Origin of the sequence: Lacipirellula parvula (assembly GCF_009177095.1) — a bacterium.
Lineage (GTDB): Bacteria > Planctomycetota > Planctomycetia > Pirellulales > Lacipirellulaceae > Lacipirellula > Lacipirellula parvula.
This window is the reverse complement of sequence record NZ_AP021861.1, coordinates 2321404-2335994: the sequence shown is the minus strand read 5'-3', so window position 1 is coordinate 2335994 and position 14591 is coordinate 2321404. Positions and strand designations below refer to the sequence as shown.

15 protein-coding genes are annotated in these 14591 nt (G+C 63.1%); 13 read left to right on the top strand and 2 right to left on the bottom strand.

Annotated elements, in window-relative coordinates:
- Positions 1-15 precede the first annotated feature (15 nt).
- The 8 genes from PLANPX_RS09130 (at position 16) to PLANPX_RS09095 (ending at position 7310) form a co-directional block, all read left to right on the top strand.
- Positions 16-903, top strand: coding sequence for a YicC/YloC family endoribonuclease (locus tag PLANPX_RS09130; RefSeq protein ID WP_232536346.1), 888 nt, complete (start codon positions 16-18; stop codon positions 901-903).
- Between the two features lie 70 nt (positions 904-973).
- Positions 974-1564, top strand: coding sequence for a guanylate kinase (gene gmk, locus PLANPX_RS09125; protein ID WP_152101830.1), 591 nt, complete (start codon positions 974-976; stop codon positions 1562-1564).
- 4 nt (positions 1565-1568) lie between these two features.
- A complete protein-coding gene (locus PLANPX_RS09120) occupies positions 1569-1832 on the top strand; it encodes a DNA-directed RNA polymerase subunit omega (RefSeq protein WP_152098431.1) in 264 nt (87 codons plus the stop codon).
- 36 nt (positions 1833-1868) lie between these two features.
- Entirely contained in the window at positions 1869-2426 is a 558-nt protein-coding gene (locus PLANPX_RS09115) for a flavoprotein (protein WP_152098430.1), read from the top strand.
- A gap of 52 nt (positions 2427-2478) precedes the next feature.
- The gene (locus tag PLANPX_RS09110) at positions 2479-3132 is read left to right on the top strand and encodes a phosphopantothenoylcysteine decarboxylase (protein ID WP_152098429.1); all 654 of its coding nucleotides are present in this window, start codon (positions 2479-2481) and stop codon (positions 3130-3132) included.
- Between the two features lie 294 nt (positions 3133-3426).
- Positions 3427-4434, top strand: coding sequence for an N-acetyl-gamma-glutamyl-phosphate reductase (gene argC, locus PLANPX_RS09105; protein ID WP_152098428.1), 1008 nt, complete (start codon positions 3427-3429; stop codon positions 4432-4434).
- A 40-nt stretch (positions 4435-4474) separates the two neighbouring features.
- Positions 4475-5668, top strand: a complete 1194-nt coding sequence (argJ, locus tag PLANPX_RS09100) for a bifunctional glutamate N-acetyltransferase/amino-acid acetyltransferase ArgJ (protein WP_152098427.1) — start codon at positions 4475-4477, stop codon at positions 5666-5668.
- 469 nt (positions 5669-6137) lie between these two features.
- The gene (locus PLANPX_RS09095; RefSeq protein ID WP_152098426.1) at positions 6138-7310 is read left to right on the top strand and encodes a PEP-CTERM sorting domain-containing protein; all 1173 of its coding nucleotides are present in this window, start codon (positions 6138-6140) and stop codon (positions 7308-7310) included.
- Between the two features lie 54 nt (positions 7311-7364).
- On the opposite strand, the gene PLANPX_RS09090 is transcribed toward PLANPX_RS09095, so the two are convergent.
- On the bottom strand, positions 7365-7853 hold the full coding sequence (locus tag PLANPX_RS09090; protein ID WP_152098425.1) for a GNAT family N-acetyltransferase: 489 nt from the start codon (positions 7851-7853) through the stop codon (positions 7365-7367).
- A 101-nt stretch (positions 7854-7954) separates the two neighbouring features.
- On the opposite strand from PLANPX_RS09090, the gene PLANPX_RS09085 reads away from it, so the two are divergent.
- From PLANPX_RS09085 to uraH, 5 genes are all read left to right on the top strand, one after another.
- Positions 7955-9214, top strand: a complete 1260-nt coding sequence (locus PLANPX_RS09085; RefSeq protein ID WP_152098424.1) for a M20 family metallo-hydrolase — start codon at positions 7955-7957, stop codon at positions 9212-9214.
- Positions 9215-9439: 225 nt separating this feature from the next.
- Entirely contained in the window at positions 9440-10345 is a 906-nt protein-coding gene (pucL, locus tag PLANPX_RS09080; RefSeq protein ID WP_152098423.1) for a factor-independent urate hydroxylase, read from the top strand.
- A gap of 110 nt (positions 10346-10455) precedes the next feature.
- The gene (gene allB / locus PLANPX_RS09075; protein WP_152098422.1) at positions 10456-11811 is read left to right on the top strand and encodes an allantoinase AllB; all 1356 of its coding nucleotides are present in this window, start codon (positions 10456-10458) and stop codon (positions 11809-11811) included.
- Entirely contained in the window at positions 11812-12327 is a 516-nt protein-coding gene (gene uraD / locus PLANPX_RS09070; RefSeq protein ID WP_152098421.1) for a 2-oxo-4-hydroxy-4-carboxy-5-ureidoimidazoline decarboxylase, read from the top strand.
- 213 nt (positions 12328-12540) lie between these two features.
- Positions 12541-12882, top strand: coding sequence for a hydroxyisourate hydrolase (uraH, locus tag PLANPX_RS09065; RefSeq protein ID WP_152098420.1), 342 nt, complete (start codon positions 12541-12543; stop codon positions 12880-12882).
- Between the two features lie 142 nt (positions 12883-13024).
- On the opposite strand, the gene PLANPX_RS09060 is transcribed toward uraH, so the two are convergent.
- On the bottom strand, positions 13025-14539 hold the full coding sequence (locus tag PLANPX_RS09060; RefSeq protein ID WP_152098419.1) for a CoA-acylating methylmalonate-semialdehyde dehydrogenase: 1515 nt from the start codon (positions 14537-14539) through the stop codon (positions 13025-13027).
- Between the last annotated feature and the right edge of the window lie 52 nt (positions 14540-14591).

The window sequence follows — 14591 nt, the reverse complement described above, 5'->3', positions numbered from 1 at the left end:
CAGGAAGTTTGCCCCGTGCCGCTGTTGAGCATGACCGGATTCGGCGACGCTCGCGACGAGCGCGACGACCACGCCATCACGGCCGAAGTGCGCACGATCAACAATCGCCACTTCAAGCTGAATCTGCGCACGACGGATGGCTACGCCGCCCTCGATTCGCGGATCGAAGCTGTCGTTCGCGAGTACGTCCGCCGCGGTACGGTGAACGTCAACCTCCGCATTCGCCACATGAGCGATGCGGAAGACTACCGCGTCAACGTGGCGGTTCTGGAGAACTACGTCGACCAACTCCAGAAGGTCGCCGCGAAGCGTCACCTCGCCGAAGACATCCGGCTGGAGTCGCTCGCCGACCTGCCTGGCGTCATCGAGCAGCTTTCCAGCGAAGCGAGCGACGCCGAAGAAGTTTGGCCGCTTTTGGAACCGACGCTCCGCGCGTCACTGGAAGCCCTCACCACGATGCGCACCGCCGAAGGCGCCGCGCTAGCCGCCGACCTGACGGCCCAATGCCACACGGTCGAAACAAGCCTCGCCGCGATCGCCGCCCGCTCGCCGCAGGTCGTCGAGGGGTACCGGCAACGCCTGCAGGACCGCGTCGGCGAGGTACTGGCCAAGTTCAACGCCTCGATCGAGCCGATCGACGTCGTCCGCGAAATCTGCGTATTTGCCGATCGGAGCGACATCTCTGAGGAGATAGTCCGGTTACGCAGCCACCTGGCGCAATTCTCCCAGGCCCTCCAGGCCGCCGAAAGCGCCGGTCGCAAGCTAGAGTTTATTTGTCAGGAGATGGGTCGCGAAACAAACACGATCGGCTCCAAAGCAAACGACGCCGAGATCTCCCATGAAGTCGTTGAAATCAAAACAGCCTTGGAGCGAATCCGGGAGCAAATCCAGAACGTGGAGTAGCGACTCGAACGACGCCGAACTCGGCGTCGACCTCCTTGAGCGCCTGTGCAACTCCGCAGTGCAAGAACCCATGATTGCCGCCAAGCCCGGAAAGCTCGTCGTTATTTCCGGCCCGTCGGGCGTCGGCAAAAGCACGGTGGTACGGGAAGTCTTGAAGAAGCTCGGCCACGCAATCCGGCTGAGCGTTTCGGCCACCACCCGCCCCCCCCGCCCGGGCGAGCGGGACGGAATCGACTATTACTTCCTGACGGACGCCGAGTTCCAGCGCCGCCGCGGCGAGGGCGAATTTCTCGAATGCATCGAGGTTTTCGGCCGCGGCCACTGGTACGGCACCCTCTGGAGCGAGGTGAGGTCTAGTCTCTCCCAGGGAAAGTGGGTAATCTTAGAGATCGACGTGGATGGCGCCGGGGAGGTTCTGCGCCAGTTTCCCGAAGCGGTGACGGTCTTTATCCGTCCCGATTCGGTCGAAGAACTGGAGCGCCGTCTTCGCTCGCGCGGCACCGAGAACGAGGATGCGGTGCAACGTCGACTGGCCGTCGCGCGACACGAGTTGCAGCTCTCGAGCCAGTACTCTCACCAAGTTGTGAATGACACGGTCGACCAGGCGGTCGACCAAATTAGCGATATTTTGCGGAGTCGGGGCTTAGAACCCGAGGCGTAGGAAGATGATTGACGCACTGAAGGAAGAAGAGATCGTCAACAAGGTCGGCGGCCGTTTTAAGCTGTCGACGTTGATTCAAAAGCGGTTGGCCGCCATCAACTCCGGCGCCCGCCCGCTCGTCGATTTCCGCAGCGACGACAAAATGGAGATCGTCGTCCAGGAAATCCTGCAAGACAAGATCTTCCTCGACGCGACGAACCGGGTCGTCACCGCCGCCGATCATCGCCCGCTGGGCGGTCCGCCGGAATTCGATCTGTCGTCGCTGTAGGCTCTACTGCTACTGTTGACGGGGACGTTCGTCCGCATGTCCGCGCCACGTGAAATTCTGGTCGGCGTCACCGGCGGCATTGCCGCATTCAAAACGGCGGCGCTCGTCAGCGACTTGGTGCAGTCTGGCGTTGGCGTCACCGTCGTGATGACCGGCGGAGCCCGGAAATTCATCGGCGAAGCAACCTTTCGCGCGCTCACCGGTCGCCCTGTCGCCACGCGTTCGTTCCCGCGAGATGATCATCCGCTCGGGCCGCATATTCAGCTTGCCCGCCAGGCTGAGCTCCTTTGCATCGCGCCGACCACGGCCAACTTCCTGGCGAAGGCCGCCCACGGCATCGCTGACGACTTGCTTAGCACGCTGTTGCTGTCGTTCACCGGTCCGGTCATCCTGGCCCCCGCGATGAATAAAGAAATGTGGACGAAGCCCGCGGTGCAGCGGAACGTCGCCCAGCTTCGCGAAGACGGCTACCACTTCGTCGGCCCATCAGAGGGTTGGCAGAGCTGCCGCGAACGCGGCGTCGGCCGCATGGCCGAGCCGGCGGAAATCGCCGCCGAAGTCCGCCGTTTGCTCGAACAATCGAAGCCCGTTTAATAGAAGCCACCGGCTCCGCCGGTGGGCTCTTATTCCCAACTCGCCGCCCCGCATGGCCCGCATCCTCATCACCTCCGGACCGACGCGGCAGTACCTCGACCCGGTTCGTTATCTCACGAACGCCTCCAGCGGCCGCATGGGCGCCGCCCTCGCCGCCGCGGCCCTGGAACTGGGCCACGACGTGACGATCGTCTCCGGCCCCGTCGAAGTCCCCTACCCCGCCACTGCGGAAGTCATTCCGGTCGTCTCCACTGAGGAGATGCTCGCCGCCGCCCGCACCGCGTTCGCACGCTGTGACGGCTTGATCGGCGCCGCCGCTCCTTGCGACTACCGCCCCGAGCGGGTCGAAGATCAGAAGATCGCCAAGACCGGCGCCCCGCTGCTGCTCCACTTGCTCGAAACCGACGACGTCGTCGCCACGCTCGCCGCCGAAAAAGGCGCCCGCTGGGTCGTTGGCTTCGCGCTCGAAACCGACGACCATCGCCTGCGGGCCCTGGCGAAGCTCGAACGCAAACGCTGCGACCTGATGGTTTCCAACGGCGTCGCGGCGATGAACTCGCTGGAGAACGAAGTCGAGATCCTCGACCCGCACGGCGCCGTTCTCCGCGCGGCCGCTGGCTCGAAGGAATCCGTCGCCCGCGAGATCCTGGCGGTCATCCAGGAACGGTTGATTAATCCCGAGATGCCCTCGCCCGCCAACGACTAACTCGTGAGGCTCCCTCCCCCTTGAGGGGAGGGCTGGGGAGGGGGTAGACCGCTGGTACCCGCTTCCGTCCCCCCTCCCTAACCCTCCCCTCCAAGGGGAGGGAACCACAAGTTATCTCTTGCGAGGTTTGAACCGAACTCCCCCGCCCCGTGTCGTTTAGGCACCCGCGCCCGTAGCGACCTACCGGGCGGCAAAGTATATTTGGAAGTTCCCGACTGGCGAGCGGCCGCCACCAGGCATGGTCCCTCCGTCAGCGGTTCGTCAGGTTGCCCCCCAACCGCCTGCGGCATCGTTATGGTTCGAGTTGCCATCCTCGGCGCTACCGGATATTCCGCCAAAGAAGCGATCCGGCTGCTACTGGCGCATCCCCACGCCCAGATCACGGCGCTCACCACTCGCCAGGACGATTTGCCCCATCTCGGCGACGTCCACCCGTCGCTGCGCGGTCGGCTCGACCTGCGGCTTGAGAATCTGAATGCCGCTCAACTCGCCGAGCGCGCCGACTGTGCGTTCTGCTGCCTGCCGCACGCCGCCAGCGCCGAAGTGATCAAAGAGATTCTCCCGCTCGGCATGCGTGCGGTCGACCTCAGCGCCGACTACCGCCTCAACGATCCGGCCGTCTACAAAAAGTGGTACGACCACGATCACCCCGACGCGGCGCGGATGGCCAAGACGGTCTACGGCCTGCCGGAACTGTACCGCGAGCGGATTCCAAAGTCGCAATTGGTCGCCAACCCTGGCTGCTACCCGACGTCGACGATCCTCCCCCTCGCGCCGTTGCTGAAGGCTGGCCTGATTTCGCCAGACGGCATCATCGTCGACAGCAAGAGCGGCGTCAGCGGCGCTGGTCGCACGCCGAAGTTGAACTTCCATTACCCGGAAGCGAACGAAAGCTTCTCGGCCTACGGCGTCGGCACCCACCGCCACATGCCGGAGATCGACCAGGTGCTGTCCGACTTCGGCGGCAAGACGACCGAGGTGATCTTCACGCCGCACCTCGTGCCGATGGATCGCGGCATCCTGACCACGACTTACTCGACGCCGACCAAACCGGTCGACGCCGCCACGATCCTTGCCGAGCTCCGCAAGTTCTACGCGAACGAGCCGTTCGTCCGCGTCGTCGACGGCTTGCCGACGACCAAGGACGTGACCAATACGAACTACTGCGACCTCACCGCTCGCGTCGTTCGCGGCCGCGTGGTGACGATCAGCGTGATCGACAATTTAATCAAGGGCGCCGCCGGGGCAGCGGTGCAAAACTTCAATTTGATGTACGGCTTCGAGGAAACGACGGCGCTCTAACGCCGAGTGAACGATAGCCGCTGCCAAACAGGTCCCCCCTATGCCCGAGCAACTTCCCAAAGGCTTTCGCGCCGCCGGCATCTACAGCGGCGTGAAGGAGAATACGTCGCGACTCGACCTGTCGCTGCTGGTCTCCGACGCCCCCTGCGTCGCCGCCGGCGTCTACACGCAGAACCTCGTGTTCGCCGCGCCGGTGAAGCTCTGCCGCGAGCGGACCCCCAGCGAAACAGTGCGGGCGGTCGTCATCAACTCCGGGAACGCCAACGCCTGCACCGGCGATCTCGGCGATCGTGATGCGAAGGCGATGGCCGCCCGCGTCGCCGAAGTCTGCGGCTTCGCCGACACCGACGTGCTGGTCCTCTCGACCGGCGTCATCGGCGAATTAATGCCGATGGAAAAGATCATCCCCGGCATCGAGAAGGTCGCCACGTTCCTCGGCAGGGACGAAGATTCGCTCGTCAACGCCGCCCGGGGAATGATGACGACCGACACGCGGCCGAAGATTTCAAGCCGCATCGTTACCATCGACGGCCAGACGATCTCGATCTGCGGCGTCGCGAAGGGCGCCGCGATGATCGGCCCGAATCTGGCGACAATGCTCGCGGTGGTGATGACCGACGCGCGAATCAGCCTACAGGATGCGCAGGAAGGGTTGAAAGACGCCGCCGACGAGTCGTTCAACTGCATCAGCGTCGAAGGCCATACGAGCACGAACGACAGCGTCCTCTTCCTCGCCAACGGCGCCGCCGGCGGTCCAGAGTTGAAGGGCGATGCGCTCGCGAAGTTCCAGGCGACGCTCGTGGAAGTCTGTGAAGATCTCGCGCAATCGATCCCCGCCGACGGCGAGGGCGCTTCGCACCTCATCACCGTCGAAGTCCACGGCTGCCGCACTCGCGACGAAGCAATCCAAATTGCGAAGACGGTCGCCGACAGCCCGCTAGTGAAAACCGCCATCGCCGGCAACGATCCAAATTGGGGCCGCATCGTCTCGGCCGCCGGTTACGCCGGCGTGCAGTTCGACGCCTCAAAAGTCTGCCTCCACCTCAATGGCTCGCTCCTCTACGAGCGCGGCCAACCTGTCCCTTTCGACGGCGACGCCGTCTCGCGCGAAATGGAAGCCGACCGCAACACGGGCGTCGTGCTGCTATTCGACGAAGGCGAAGCCTCGGCCCGCTTCTGGACCTCGGATCTCACCGCCGAGTACGTCCGCCTAAACGCCGACTACCGCACGTAGGTCGGGCTTTCAGCCCGACGAGCGCGACGTTGGGTAGTCAATTCCGGTTGGCAGGTTCTGTCAGGCTAAAAGCCTGACCTACGCCCCGCGACGGCGCGTGCCAGGGATTAAATTTCGGAAAGGCCGATCGGCGGCATCCGCTGGCATTCGGGAACTGCGACGCGAGGTCGCATTTACGATCCATCTGCGCATCATAGCGAACGGTCTCGACGACCCGCCAAATCCACGAAAAACCTGGCGGCCGATTTCGCATTACCGAAATACCATCCTGCCGGCGCCGTTTTCGAACGCTGCGCTCCATTTTCAGGTGTTTCTCGGCTAGTGAAATCAGCCACATCTGCCATGCGCCATTGATCTGTATGTGATCCTGAAAGCGCATGTTAGTGTGGAATCTGTCTTTTCACCGTGACCTGGTTCTCGCCTGCTCGGTCTTCTGCTCCCGATTGATCAGCATCAAAGGTTGCTCTCCATGCGCCGCATTTTTGCTTGGCCGCTTGCCGCGGCATCGTTCGCCATTGCATTCGTTACGCTCGCGCCGTCGCCTGCTCAGGCCGTGCAGATCAACGGCCTCGGCTTCACCGATCACACGCATGGCGGGTTCAACGTCTCTCCCGTCATCGTCGAATCGCCCTTCTTTGCCGCCGTCAGGGATACGACGGGCGGCAACACCGATTACACAACAGTGCCAGCCGGCGGATTAATCGGCAGCATCAAGACTCCCAACCATCCTAGTACAACGCTCTCGGCCGGACCGAGCACGACGGTGAGTGGCCGCGTCACCGTGACCGGCAATGCGACGTCCGCTGGCGTCGATCTGACGCCAGGCACCGCCGACGACTGGCTGGACGGCAACAGTCTGCCTGCCGGCGTCACTCTGAGCTACGACGTCTCGTTCACAATCTCGTCGGCCAACGGCAACAACTTGGTTGGTACGGCCGGCAATACGTCGAACGGCCTCGGCATCTCCAACGGGTCGAGCAACACTGGTCTACTCGACACTGGTGAAGTCCTCAACTTCAGCGCCATCACCACCTCGAATTACGCCTGGGGTGGAACGCCGACTGAATCCTTTGCGTTCACGCCCATTTCGCATGGCACGCCTAAGTTCAACTCCTTCCGCTCGTTCAACTTCGACGAGTCGATCAACGAAGCCGTCACGCTCTCCGACGGCACGAACACCTGGGGTTTTGGGGCCGCCACTGGCACGATTCAAAGCGGCATCAAAATGGAGAACGACTTCAGCGCCACGTTTACGCCAGCCGGCGGCGATGTGCCGCTGACGATGACGATGGGCGCCGCCACCAGCTTCGGCCTCAAGGGGTTTCGGCTGAGCATTCCCGTCTCGTACGACATCGTCGCCAACGCCCCGACGATCAACGCCGACTTCAGCGGCGACGGCATCGTCGATGGCGCCGACTTCCTGATCTGGCAGCAGAATTTCGGCCTCGCCAGCGCAGCCCTGCAGAATCAAGGCGATGCGAACGGCGACGGCGCCGTCAACGACCTCGATCTGACCGCCTGGAAGGACAACTTCGGCGCCGGCATCCCTGCCCCGCCGGTGAGCGCCGTTCCGGAACCGGCGACGGCCGCCCTCGTAGTCATCGCTGGCTTGGCAGCCTTCGCGAGTCGCAAGCGGCGGTAGAGCGGTCTCAATTCTCAGCAATAAGTGCGCATCACAGCGGGCTCGTCAATCGCCTCAAGCGGTTGATGAGCCCGCTAGTTTTTTGATCGCCTCCGGAGTCATCCGGAAGATGGTCCACTCATCGAGCGGCTCGGCGCCTAAGCTCTTGTAGAACTCGATCGACGGCTTGTTCCAATCAAGCACAACCCACTCCAGCCGTTGGCACTGGCGCTCGGCGGCCACCTGTGCGACGCGCGCTAACAACTTCTTACCGATGCCCCCGCCGCGCCGCTCAGGTCGAACGTAAAGGTCTTCCAGGTAAATACCGGCGCGACCGACGAACGTCGAGAAGTTCTGAAAGTAGATCGCGTACCCAACCATCTCGCCGTCGACGTGCGCGACCAAGGCCTCGGCCGTCGGCCGTTCGCCGAACAGCGCCGCCTCAAAACTCTCCACCGTCGCTACCATCGCGTGGGCCAGTCGCTCGTACTCCGCGAGTTCACGGACGAGCACCAGCATCGCCGGCAAGTCGGCGACCGCCGCAGGTCGAATTTCTACGCTCATCACCAGACGCTCCAGAATCGTGGGCCTGCTCGCAATTTGCCGCTCGCCGCAGTAGAATCGGCCGCGGCGAATCTGGCATTTTAGCGATTGGCGAGCCGAACGTGGACCTGAAAGTTGACATCGCACGCTGCTCCGCGGAGCTCGACCGCCTCGCCCAATTTTCCGACGTTCCCGCCCCCGCCGTCCAGCGGATCGTCTTCACTGAAACCGATCTCGCGGCCCGCGCCTACCTCGTCGGCCTATTCGAAGAAGCTGGCCTGAAAGTGCGGCACGACACCGTCGGCAACATCTTTGCTCGTTGGGAAGGAACCGACCCCACGCTGCCGCCGGTCGCCACCGGCTCGCACACGGACGCGATCCCCTACTCCGGCAAGTACGACGGCACCGTCGGCGTCCTCGGCGGCCTAGAAGCCATCCGCACGCTTCAGCGTGCCATGCGAGCCGCGGGGTTCACCCCCGCGGTCCCCCGCCGCTCCATCGAGTTGGTGATGTTCACCTCCGAGGAACCGACCCGCTTCGCTTATGGCTGCCTCGGCAGTCGCCTACTCAGCGGCCAACTCCCCCCCGACGCCGCCGCGAAGCTCACCGACGCCGACGGCCAAAACCTCGACAACGTCCGCCAGAGCGCCGGCTTCACCGGCCCGCTCGCAGACGTAAAGCTCCAGCCCGGCCACTATTCAGCCTTCGCCGAACTCCACATCGAGCAAGGCCCGCTGCTCGAACGTGCGAATCTCGACATCGGCGCCGTCACCGCGATCGCCGCCCCCGCCGCACTGCGCGTCCGTTACACCGGCCCCGGCGGCCATGCCGGCGGCGTGATGATGGCCGACCGCCGCGATCCGCTCCTCGCCGCCTCGCGACTCGCGCTCGAAGTCGATGCCGCCGCCCGCGAGTCAGGCAGCCCCGACACGGTCGGCACTGTCGGCGTTCTCGACGTTCACCCCCGCGCGGTCAACAGCATCCCCCGCGACGTGCTGCTCGAAATCGACGTCCGTGACATCGACGGCCCGCGCCGCGACCGTGTGCTTGAGCGTATCAAACAAAAAGCGAAACAGTTCGGCGACGAACTCGGCGTGCCGACGACGATCGAAATGATCAACGCCGACCCGCCGGCGACGAGCGATCCGGCCATCGTCGCCGCGATTGAACAGTCGTGCGTCGACGCCAAGCTCACGCACCAACGAATGGTCAGCCGCGCGTACCACGACTCGCTGTTCATGTCGCTTGTCTGCCCGATCGCGATGATTTTCATCCCCTGCCGAGACGGGATGAGCCACCGCCCGGAAGAATATTCGTCCCCCGCAGCCATCCGCGCAGGTATCGAGGTTCTGGCTCGGACGCTTTATCAACTAGCTCAATAAAATACATCTCACGCAAAGGCGCAAAGGAAATACAAATTCATTAACCACGAAACACACGAAAACGACGAAAGAAAGACGGCTGATTAATTGGACCTCGAACTTCCAATTTTCATATCCTGCCCTCCTCTTCCTTTCGTACTTTTCGTGTGTTTCGTGGTAAAAAAAGCATTTCTGTATTTCCCTTCGCGCCTTTGCGTGAAATCCCCCCAGAAATTAAGAAATAAAATGCCACACCAAGTCTGGACCCAAAGCTACGGAAAATCCCGCGTTCGTCTCGCCAAGGTCGATCGCGACACCGACGTTCACCAGTACACGGAGCTCTCGGTCGACGTCGAACTCGACGGCGATTTCGACGCCGTGTACACGCAGGGCGACAACTCGCTCGCCCTGCCGACCGACACGATGAAGAACACAGTCTATGCGTTCGCTCGCGAGCTCGATCCGTGCGAACTCGAAACCTTCGCGTGGACGCTCGGCAGTCACTTCGTCGAAAACTTCGACCACATCTCGCACGCGGCGATCAAAATCACCGAAACGCCCTGGGAGCGACTGGTGATCGACGGCGAGGCCCACCCGCACGCCTTCAGCGGCAGTTCCACCGAGCGGAACACCTGCCATGCCGTCATCACGGCCCCGCCGAAGGAAGGCGAAGAACCGGAAGGCGCCATCGAGTGCGGGCTCGAAGGGCTCACGCTGCTCAAGACGACCGACTCGGGCTTCTCGAAGTTCCTGAAGGACCAGTACACGACGCTGCCCGAAGTGAACGATCGCATTTTCGCGACGACCCTCTCGGCGAAGTGGGTCTACAACGACACGCCCGACAATTGGCGAGCAATTCGCGAACGGATCCGCACGATTCTTATCCGCGAATTCTCGGCACGCTTCAGCCCCTCAGTGCAGGCGACGCTCTTCGAAATGGCCTCGGCCGTGCTCGACGCCGAACCCGCCGTCGAAGAGATCAACCTGACGATGCCAAACCTCCATCGCCATCTGATCAACCTGGCGTCGTTCGACCTCGACAATCCGAACATCCTGTTCCTGCCGACCGATGAACCGCACGGCAACATCACCGCGAGCATCTGCCGCGAGCGAGCGGAAGACGCGCACGCTCACGACCACGATCACGGCTAGCCAACCCCTAGCCCCTGGCTCCGCCAGGGGGTCGCTCACCACATGGATCGACATCGCCCCGCGTTGTGCCATCCCCGGGCGGAGCCCGGGGCTAAACGGAAAGCCGCCGCATGAGTTCCTCACCACAGCGTTTCGCCGTCGCCAGCCGCCGCGTCGTGACGCCAGAAGGAACTCGCGCCGCGGCGATCGTGATCAACAACGGCAAGATCGAAGCAATCGTCGAGCGCGAAGCCGTCCCCGCCGGCATTCCGCTCGAAGACTTCGACGGCCTCGTGATCTCCCCCGGCATCGTCGACGCCCATGTTCACATCAACGAGCCGGGCCGCACCGACTGGGAAGGGTTTGAAACCGCCACCCGCGCCGCTGCCGCCGGCGGCGTGACGACGCTTATCGACATGCCGCTAAACAGTTCGCCGGTGACGACGACGCTGGCGGCGCTAGAAGAGAAGCGTGCCGCTGCGGAAGGCAAATGTTGGGTCGATGTAGGCTTTCATGCGGGCTTGGTGCCCGGCAACATCGAGGACGTTGAATTGCTCCTCGACGCCGGCGTTTGCGGCGTGAAGGCGTTCATGTGCGACTCGGGGCTCGATGAGTTTCCTGCCACGGGCGAGCGCGAGTTCCGCCAAGTCTTACCGTTGCTAGCAAAACGCCGCGTGCCGCTGCTAGTGCACGCCGAACTCGCCGAAGAGAATGCTGCGGAGACCGAGATCCGTTCGTACGCCGACTGGCTCGCCTCGCGTCCGGAGTCGTTCGAACGCAACGCGATCAATCTCCTGCGAGCCCTCTGCGCCGAGTATCTGGCGCCGATCCACGTCGTCCACCTCGCCAGCGGCCCACTGACCAGCCACTTTTTTTGGGCGAAGCAGGATGGCCTGCCGCTCACGGTTGAAACGTGCCCCCACTATCTTCATTTCTACGCCGAACGACTTGAGGACGCCGATCCGCGGTTCAAGTGCGCCCCGCCGATTCGTCGTAAGGAAGACCGCCAACGGCTGTGGGAAGCGCTCATCGCCGGCGTGATCGACACGATCGGCTCCGACCACTCCCCCTGCCCTCCCGACATGAAGCATCTCGCCAGCGGCGATTGGCAATCGTCGTGGGGCGGCATCAGCTCCGTCGAGCTGACGCTGCCGATCGTGTGGCGCGGCCTCCGCACGCAAATCATTCCCTTTGCGCGCGTCGCCCAGTGGCTCTCCGCGAATCCGGCTCGCTTGGTCGGCCTCGCCGATCGCAAGGGACGCATCGCCGTCGGCTGCGACGCCGACCTCTGCGTTTGGAATCACGAAGAAGAATGGACCGTCGTCGGCGAGCAGTTGCAACATCGCCATAAGCTCACCCCGTACGAAGGCGAACGGCTCCGCGGCCGCGTGAAACGCACCTACGTCCGCGGCCAGCTCGCGTACGACGACGGCGTGTTCCCCGCCGGCCCGATCGGCGAACTGCTTCGCCGCCCGCTCACAAACTGAATGTCAATCGCCGCCAAACTTAAGGATCTGCCTGACGAAGATGCCCGCGCGGCGCTCGCCAACTGCTGCGCCGCCGTGAATTGGGTCAGCGGCATGCTCGCCGCGCGTCCGTTCACGAGCGACGACGCCCTCTTCGCCGCCTGCGATGCAGTCGCCGCCACGCTTACCGAACCTGATTGGCTCGAAGCCTTCGCCGCCCACCCCCTCATCGGCGACGTCGACAGCCTCCGCAAGAAGTACGCGTCCACCAAACAGCTCGCCGCCGGCGAGCAATCGGGCGTCGACGCCGCGAGCGAAACGACGCTCCGCGAACTAGCGGAACTCAACCGGGATTACGCCGAACGATTCGGCTTCATCTTCATCGTCTTCGCCACCGGCAAAACGGCCGACGAGATGCTCGCCATCCTTAAGTCCCGCATCCACAACAGCCGCGATCAAGAAGTGGCCAACGCCGCCGCCGAACAACTCAAAATCACCCGCCTGCGACTAACTAAGCTCGCGGATCCGAAGCATTAAACCACAACGACACAACGAGCACGACGAAATGCCGAACGACTAACGCTTCTATCGTTGTGTCCGTCGTGCCGTCGTGGTTCCTTCTAAATTCAGTCTTCCCCTTGGCGTCCTTGGCGTCCTTGGCGGTTAAACTTAAAAAACGCCGCCACAAACTCAGCCCAAGAATCGAAAAGCTTGCGAATGGATAAAACCAGTCCTAGGATCGACGGTAGGATGTCGCCGATCACTTCCCACGTTCTGGATACCCGCCTGGGCCGCCCCGCCGTCGGCGTCTGCGTCACGCTCGAACGCCGCGACGCGCACGGTTCGTGGCAGTTCCTCAGCCGCGGCGCCACCAACGACGACGGCCGCGTGCCGGGGCTACTTTCCGAAGGAGGCCTTACCCCGGGCCGCCATCGCATGACGTTCAACACCGGCAGCTACTTCGAAGAGCAGCAGGTCGAACATTTTTACCCATGCGTGACGATCGAATTCGAAATCATCCGCGCCGACGAGCACTACCACGTGCCGTTGTTGTTGAGCCCGTTTGGCTATAGCACCTATCGAGGTAGCTAAGTCGGTTGGATTTTTGACAGGATCACAGGATCGCACGGATTAACAGGATGAGGGCAACGCAGAGTCTCTTGCCCATACACCCGCTTTTTCCTTAATCCTGCGATCCGCGAAATCCTGTCATCCTGTCCAGTCTTCAACCAACTCAGCCCTTGCGAACAGTCTTCCAAACCGGATCCTGGAAAGAATCCGCCGAGCTCTTGAACCAGCGGGTGAGCGTCATCTTCTGCCGCGTGTAGAAGTGAACGCTCTCGGTCCCCTGAATGTGCAGGTCGCCGAAGAACGACTGGTTCCAGCCGGTGAACGGGAACCAAGCCATCGGCGCCGGGACGCCGACGTTGATGCCGATCATGCCGGCGTTGAAGCGGTGCTTGAATTCCCGCGCCGCGTAGCCGTCGCGAGTGAAGATCGAGGCGCCGTTGCCGTACGGGCAGTTGCGGCCGACTTCGAGCGCCGCATCGAGCGAGTCGGCGCGAACCACCGACAGCACCGGTCCGAAGATTTCTTCCTGAGCCAACCGCATCTTCGGCTCGACGCGATCGACGACGCTCGGGCCGAGCAAAAACCCGTCGCCCGCAAAGTCGCGGCGGCCGTCGAGCGGCACGGTCGCCCCTTCCTGCTTGGCGACGTCGAGGTAGCTCGCGACGCGATCGCGATGCTCCGCACGAATGACGGGCCCCATATCGACCGCTTCGTTGCCGTCGGTCGGCCCCACTTTAAAATTGCCAGCGTACGAGCACAGCTCATCGACCAGCGGATCGGCGATCTTACCGACCGCCACCGCGACGCTCCCCGCCATGCAACGTTGCCCCGCGCAACCGTAAGCACTCGCGGCCAGCGCCTTCACCGACTGATCGAGATCAGCGTCGGGCATGATGATGAGGTGGTTCTTCGCGCCGCCGGCCGCTTGCACCCGCTTGCCATGCTTCGTGCCGACTTCGTAAATGTACTTCGCGATCGCCGTCGATCCGACGAACGAAATCGCCGCGACGTCGGGGTGCGTCAGCAGCGTATCGACGCACTCCTTATCGCCGTGAACGATATTGAACACGCCCGCCGGCAGGCCTGCTTCTTCCAACAACTCGCCCAGCCGCACCGCCGACAGCGGCACTTTTTCCGACGGCTTCAGCACGAACGTGTTGCCGCAGGCGATCGCCACCGGAATCATCCACAGCGGCACCATGCACGGAAAGTTGTACGGGGTGATGCCGACGCACACGCCGACCGGGTGGCGGTTTGTTTCGGCGTCGACGCCGCCGGCAATGTTCGGCAGCGTGTCGCCCATCAGCATCGTCGGCACGGAGCAAGCGAACTCGACCATTTCGAGCCCGCGCTGCACCTCGGCCCGCGACTCGGCGAGCGTCTTGCCATGCTCGCGCGTGACAAGGGCGGCAAGTTCCTCGAACTTCGCCGCCATCAAGTGGCGAAATTGAAACATCACCCGCGCCCGCTCCACCGCCGGCGTCTCCGCCCAATCGGCGAGGGCCGCTTTAGCAGCCCGCACCACGGCGCCAGTCTCCGCCGCCGTCGCGAGCGGCACCCGCGCGATCAACTTCCCCGTCGAAGGATTAAACACCTCGCCGCTACGGGCTGATGCATCACGCCGCCACTGGCCGGCGGAGAAGGAGGGAACAACGTCAACGGTGGTCGCAGTCGCCATGATGGGTCATCCTTGCAACGCCCCGCCGAGCGTCGAAAACTGGTAGGAGTTT

What these genes read in the sequence shown, in the direction of transcription:
- gmk (WP_152101830.1), top strand. Translation starts at nt 974, where the DNA reads ATGATTGCCGCCAAGCCCGGAAAGCTCGTCGTTATTTCCGGCCCGTCG.
- PLANPX_RS09120 (WP_152098431.1), top strand. Translation starts at nt 1,569, where the DNA reads ATGATTGACGCACTGAAGGAAGAAGAGATCGTCAACAAGGTCGGCGGC.
- PLANPX_RS09115 (WP_152098430.1), top strand. Translation starts at nt 1,869, where the DNA reads ATGTCCGCGCCACGTGAAATTCTGGTCGGCGTCACCGGCGGCATTGCC.
- PLANPX_RS09110 (WP_152098429.1), top strand. Translation starts at nt 2,479, where the DNA reads ATGGCCCGCATCCTCATCACCTCCGGACCGACGCGGCAGTACCTCGAC.
- argC (WP_152098428.1), top strand. Translation starts at nt 3,427, where the DNA reads ATGGTTCGAGTTGCCATCCTCGGCGCTACCGGATATTCCGCCAAAGAA.
- argJ (WP_152098427.1), top strand. Translation starts at nt 4,475, where the DNA reads ATGCCCGAGCAACTTCCCAAAGGCTTTCGCGCCGCCGGCATCTACAGC.
- PLANPX_RS09095 (WP_152098426.1), top strand. Translation starts at nt 6,138, where the DNA reads ATGCGCCGCATTTTTGCTTGGCCGCTTGCCGCGGCATCGTTCGCCATT.
- PLANPX_RS09090 (WP_152098425.1), bottom strand. Translation starts at nt 7,853, where the DNA reads ATGAGCGTAGAAATTCGACCTGCGGCGGTCGCCGACTTGCCGGCGATG.
- pucL (WP_152098423.1), top strand. Translation starts at nt 9,440, where the DNA reads ATGCCACACCAAGTCTGGACCCAAAGCTACGGAAAATCCCGCGTTCGT.
- allB (WP_152098422.1), top strand. Translation starts at nt 10,456, where the DNA reads ATGAGTTCCTCACCACAGCGTTTCGCCGTCGCCAGCCGCCGCGTCGTG.
- uraD (WP_152098421.1), top strand. Translation starts at nt 11,812, where the DNA reads ATGTCAATCGCCGCCAAACTTAAGGATCTGCCTGACGAAGATGCCCGC.
- uraH (WP_152098420.1), top strand. Translation starts at nt 12,541, where the DNA reads ATGTCGCCGATCACTTCCCACGTTCTGGATACCCGCCTGGGCCGCCCC.
- PLANPX_RS09060 (WP_152098419.1), bottom strand. Translation starts at nt 14,539, where the DNA reads ATGGCGACTGCGACCACCGTTGACGTTGTTCCCTCCTTCTCCGCCGGC.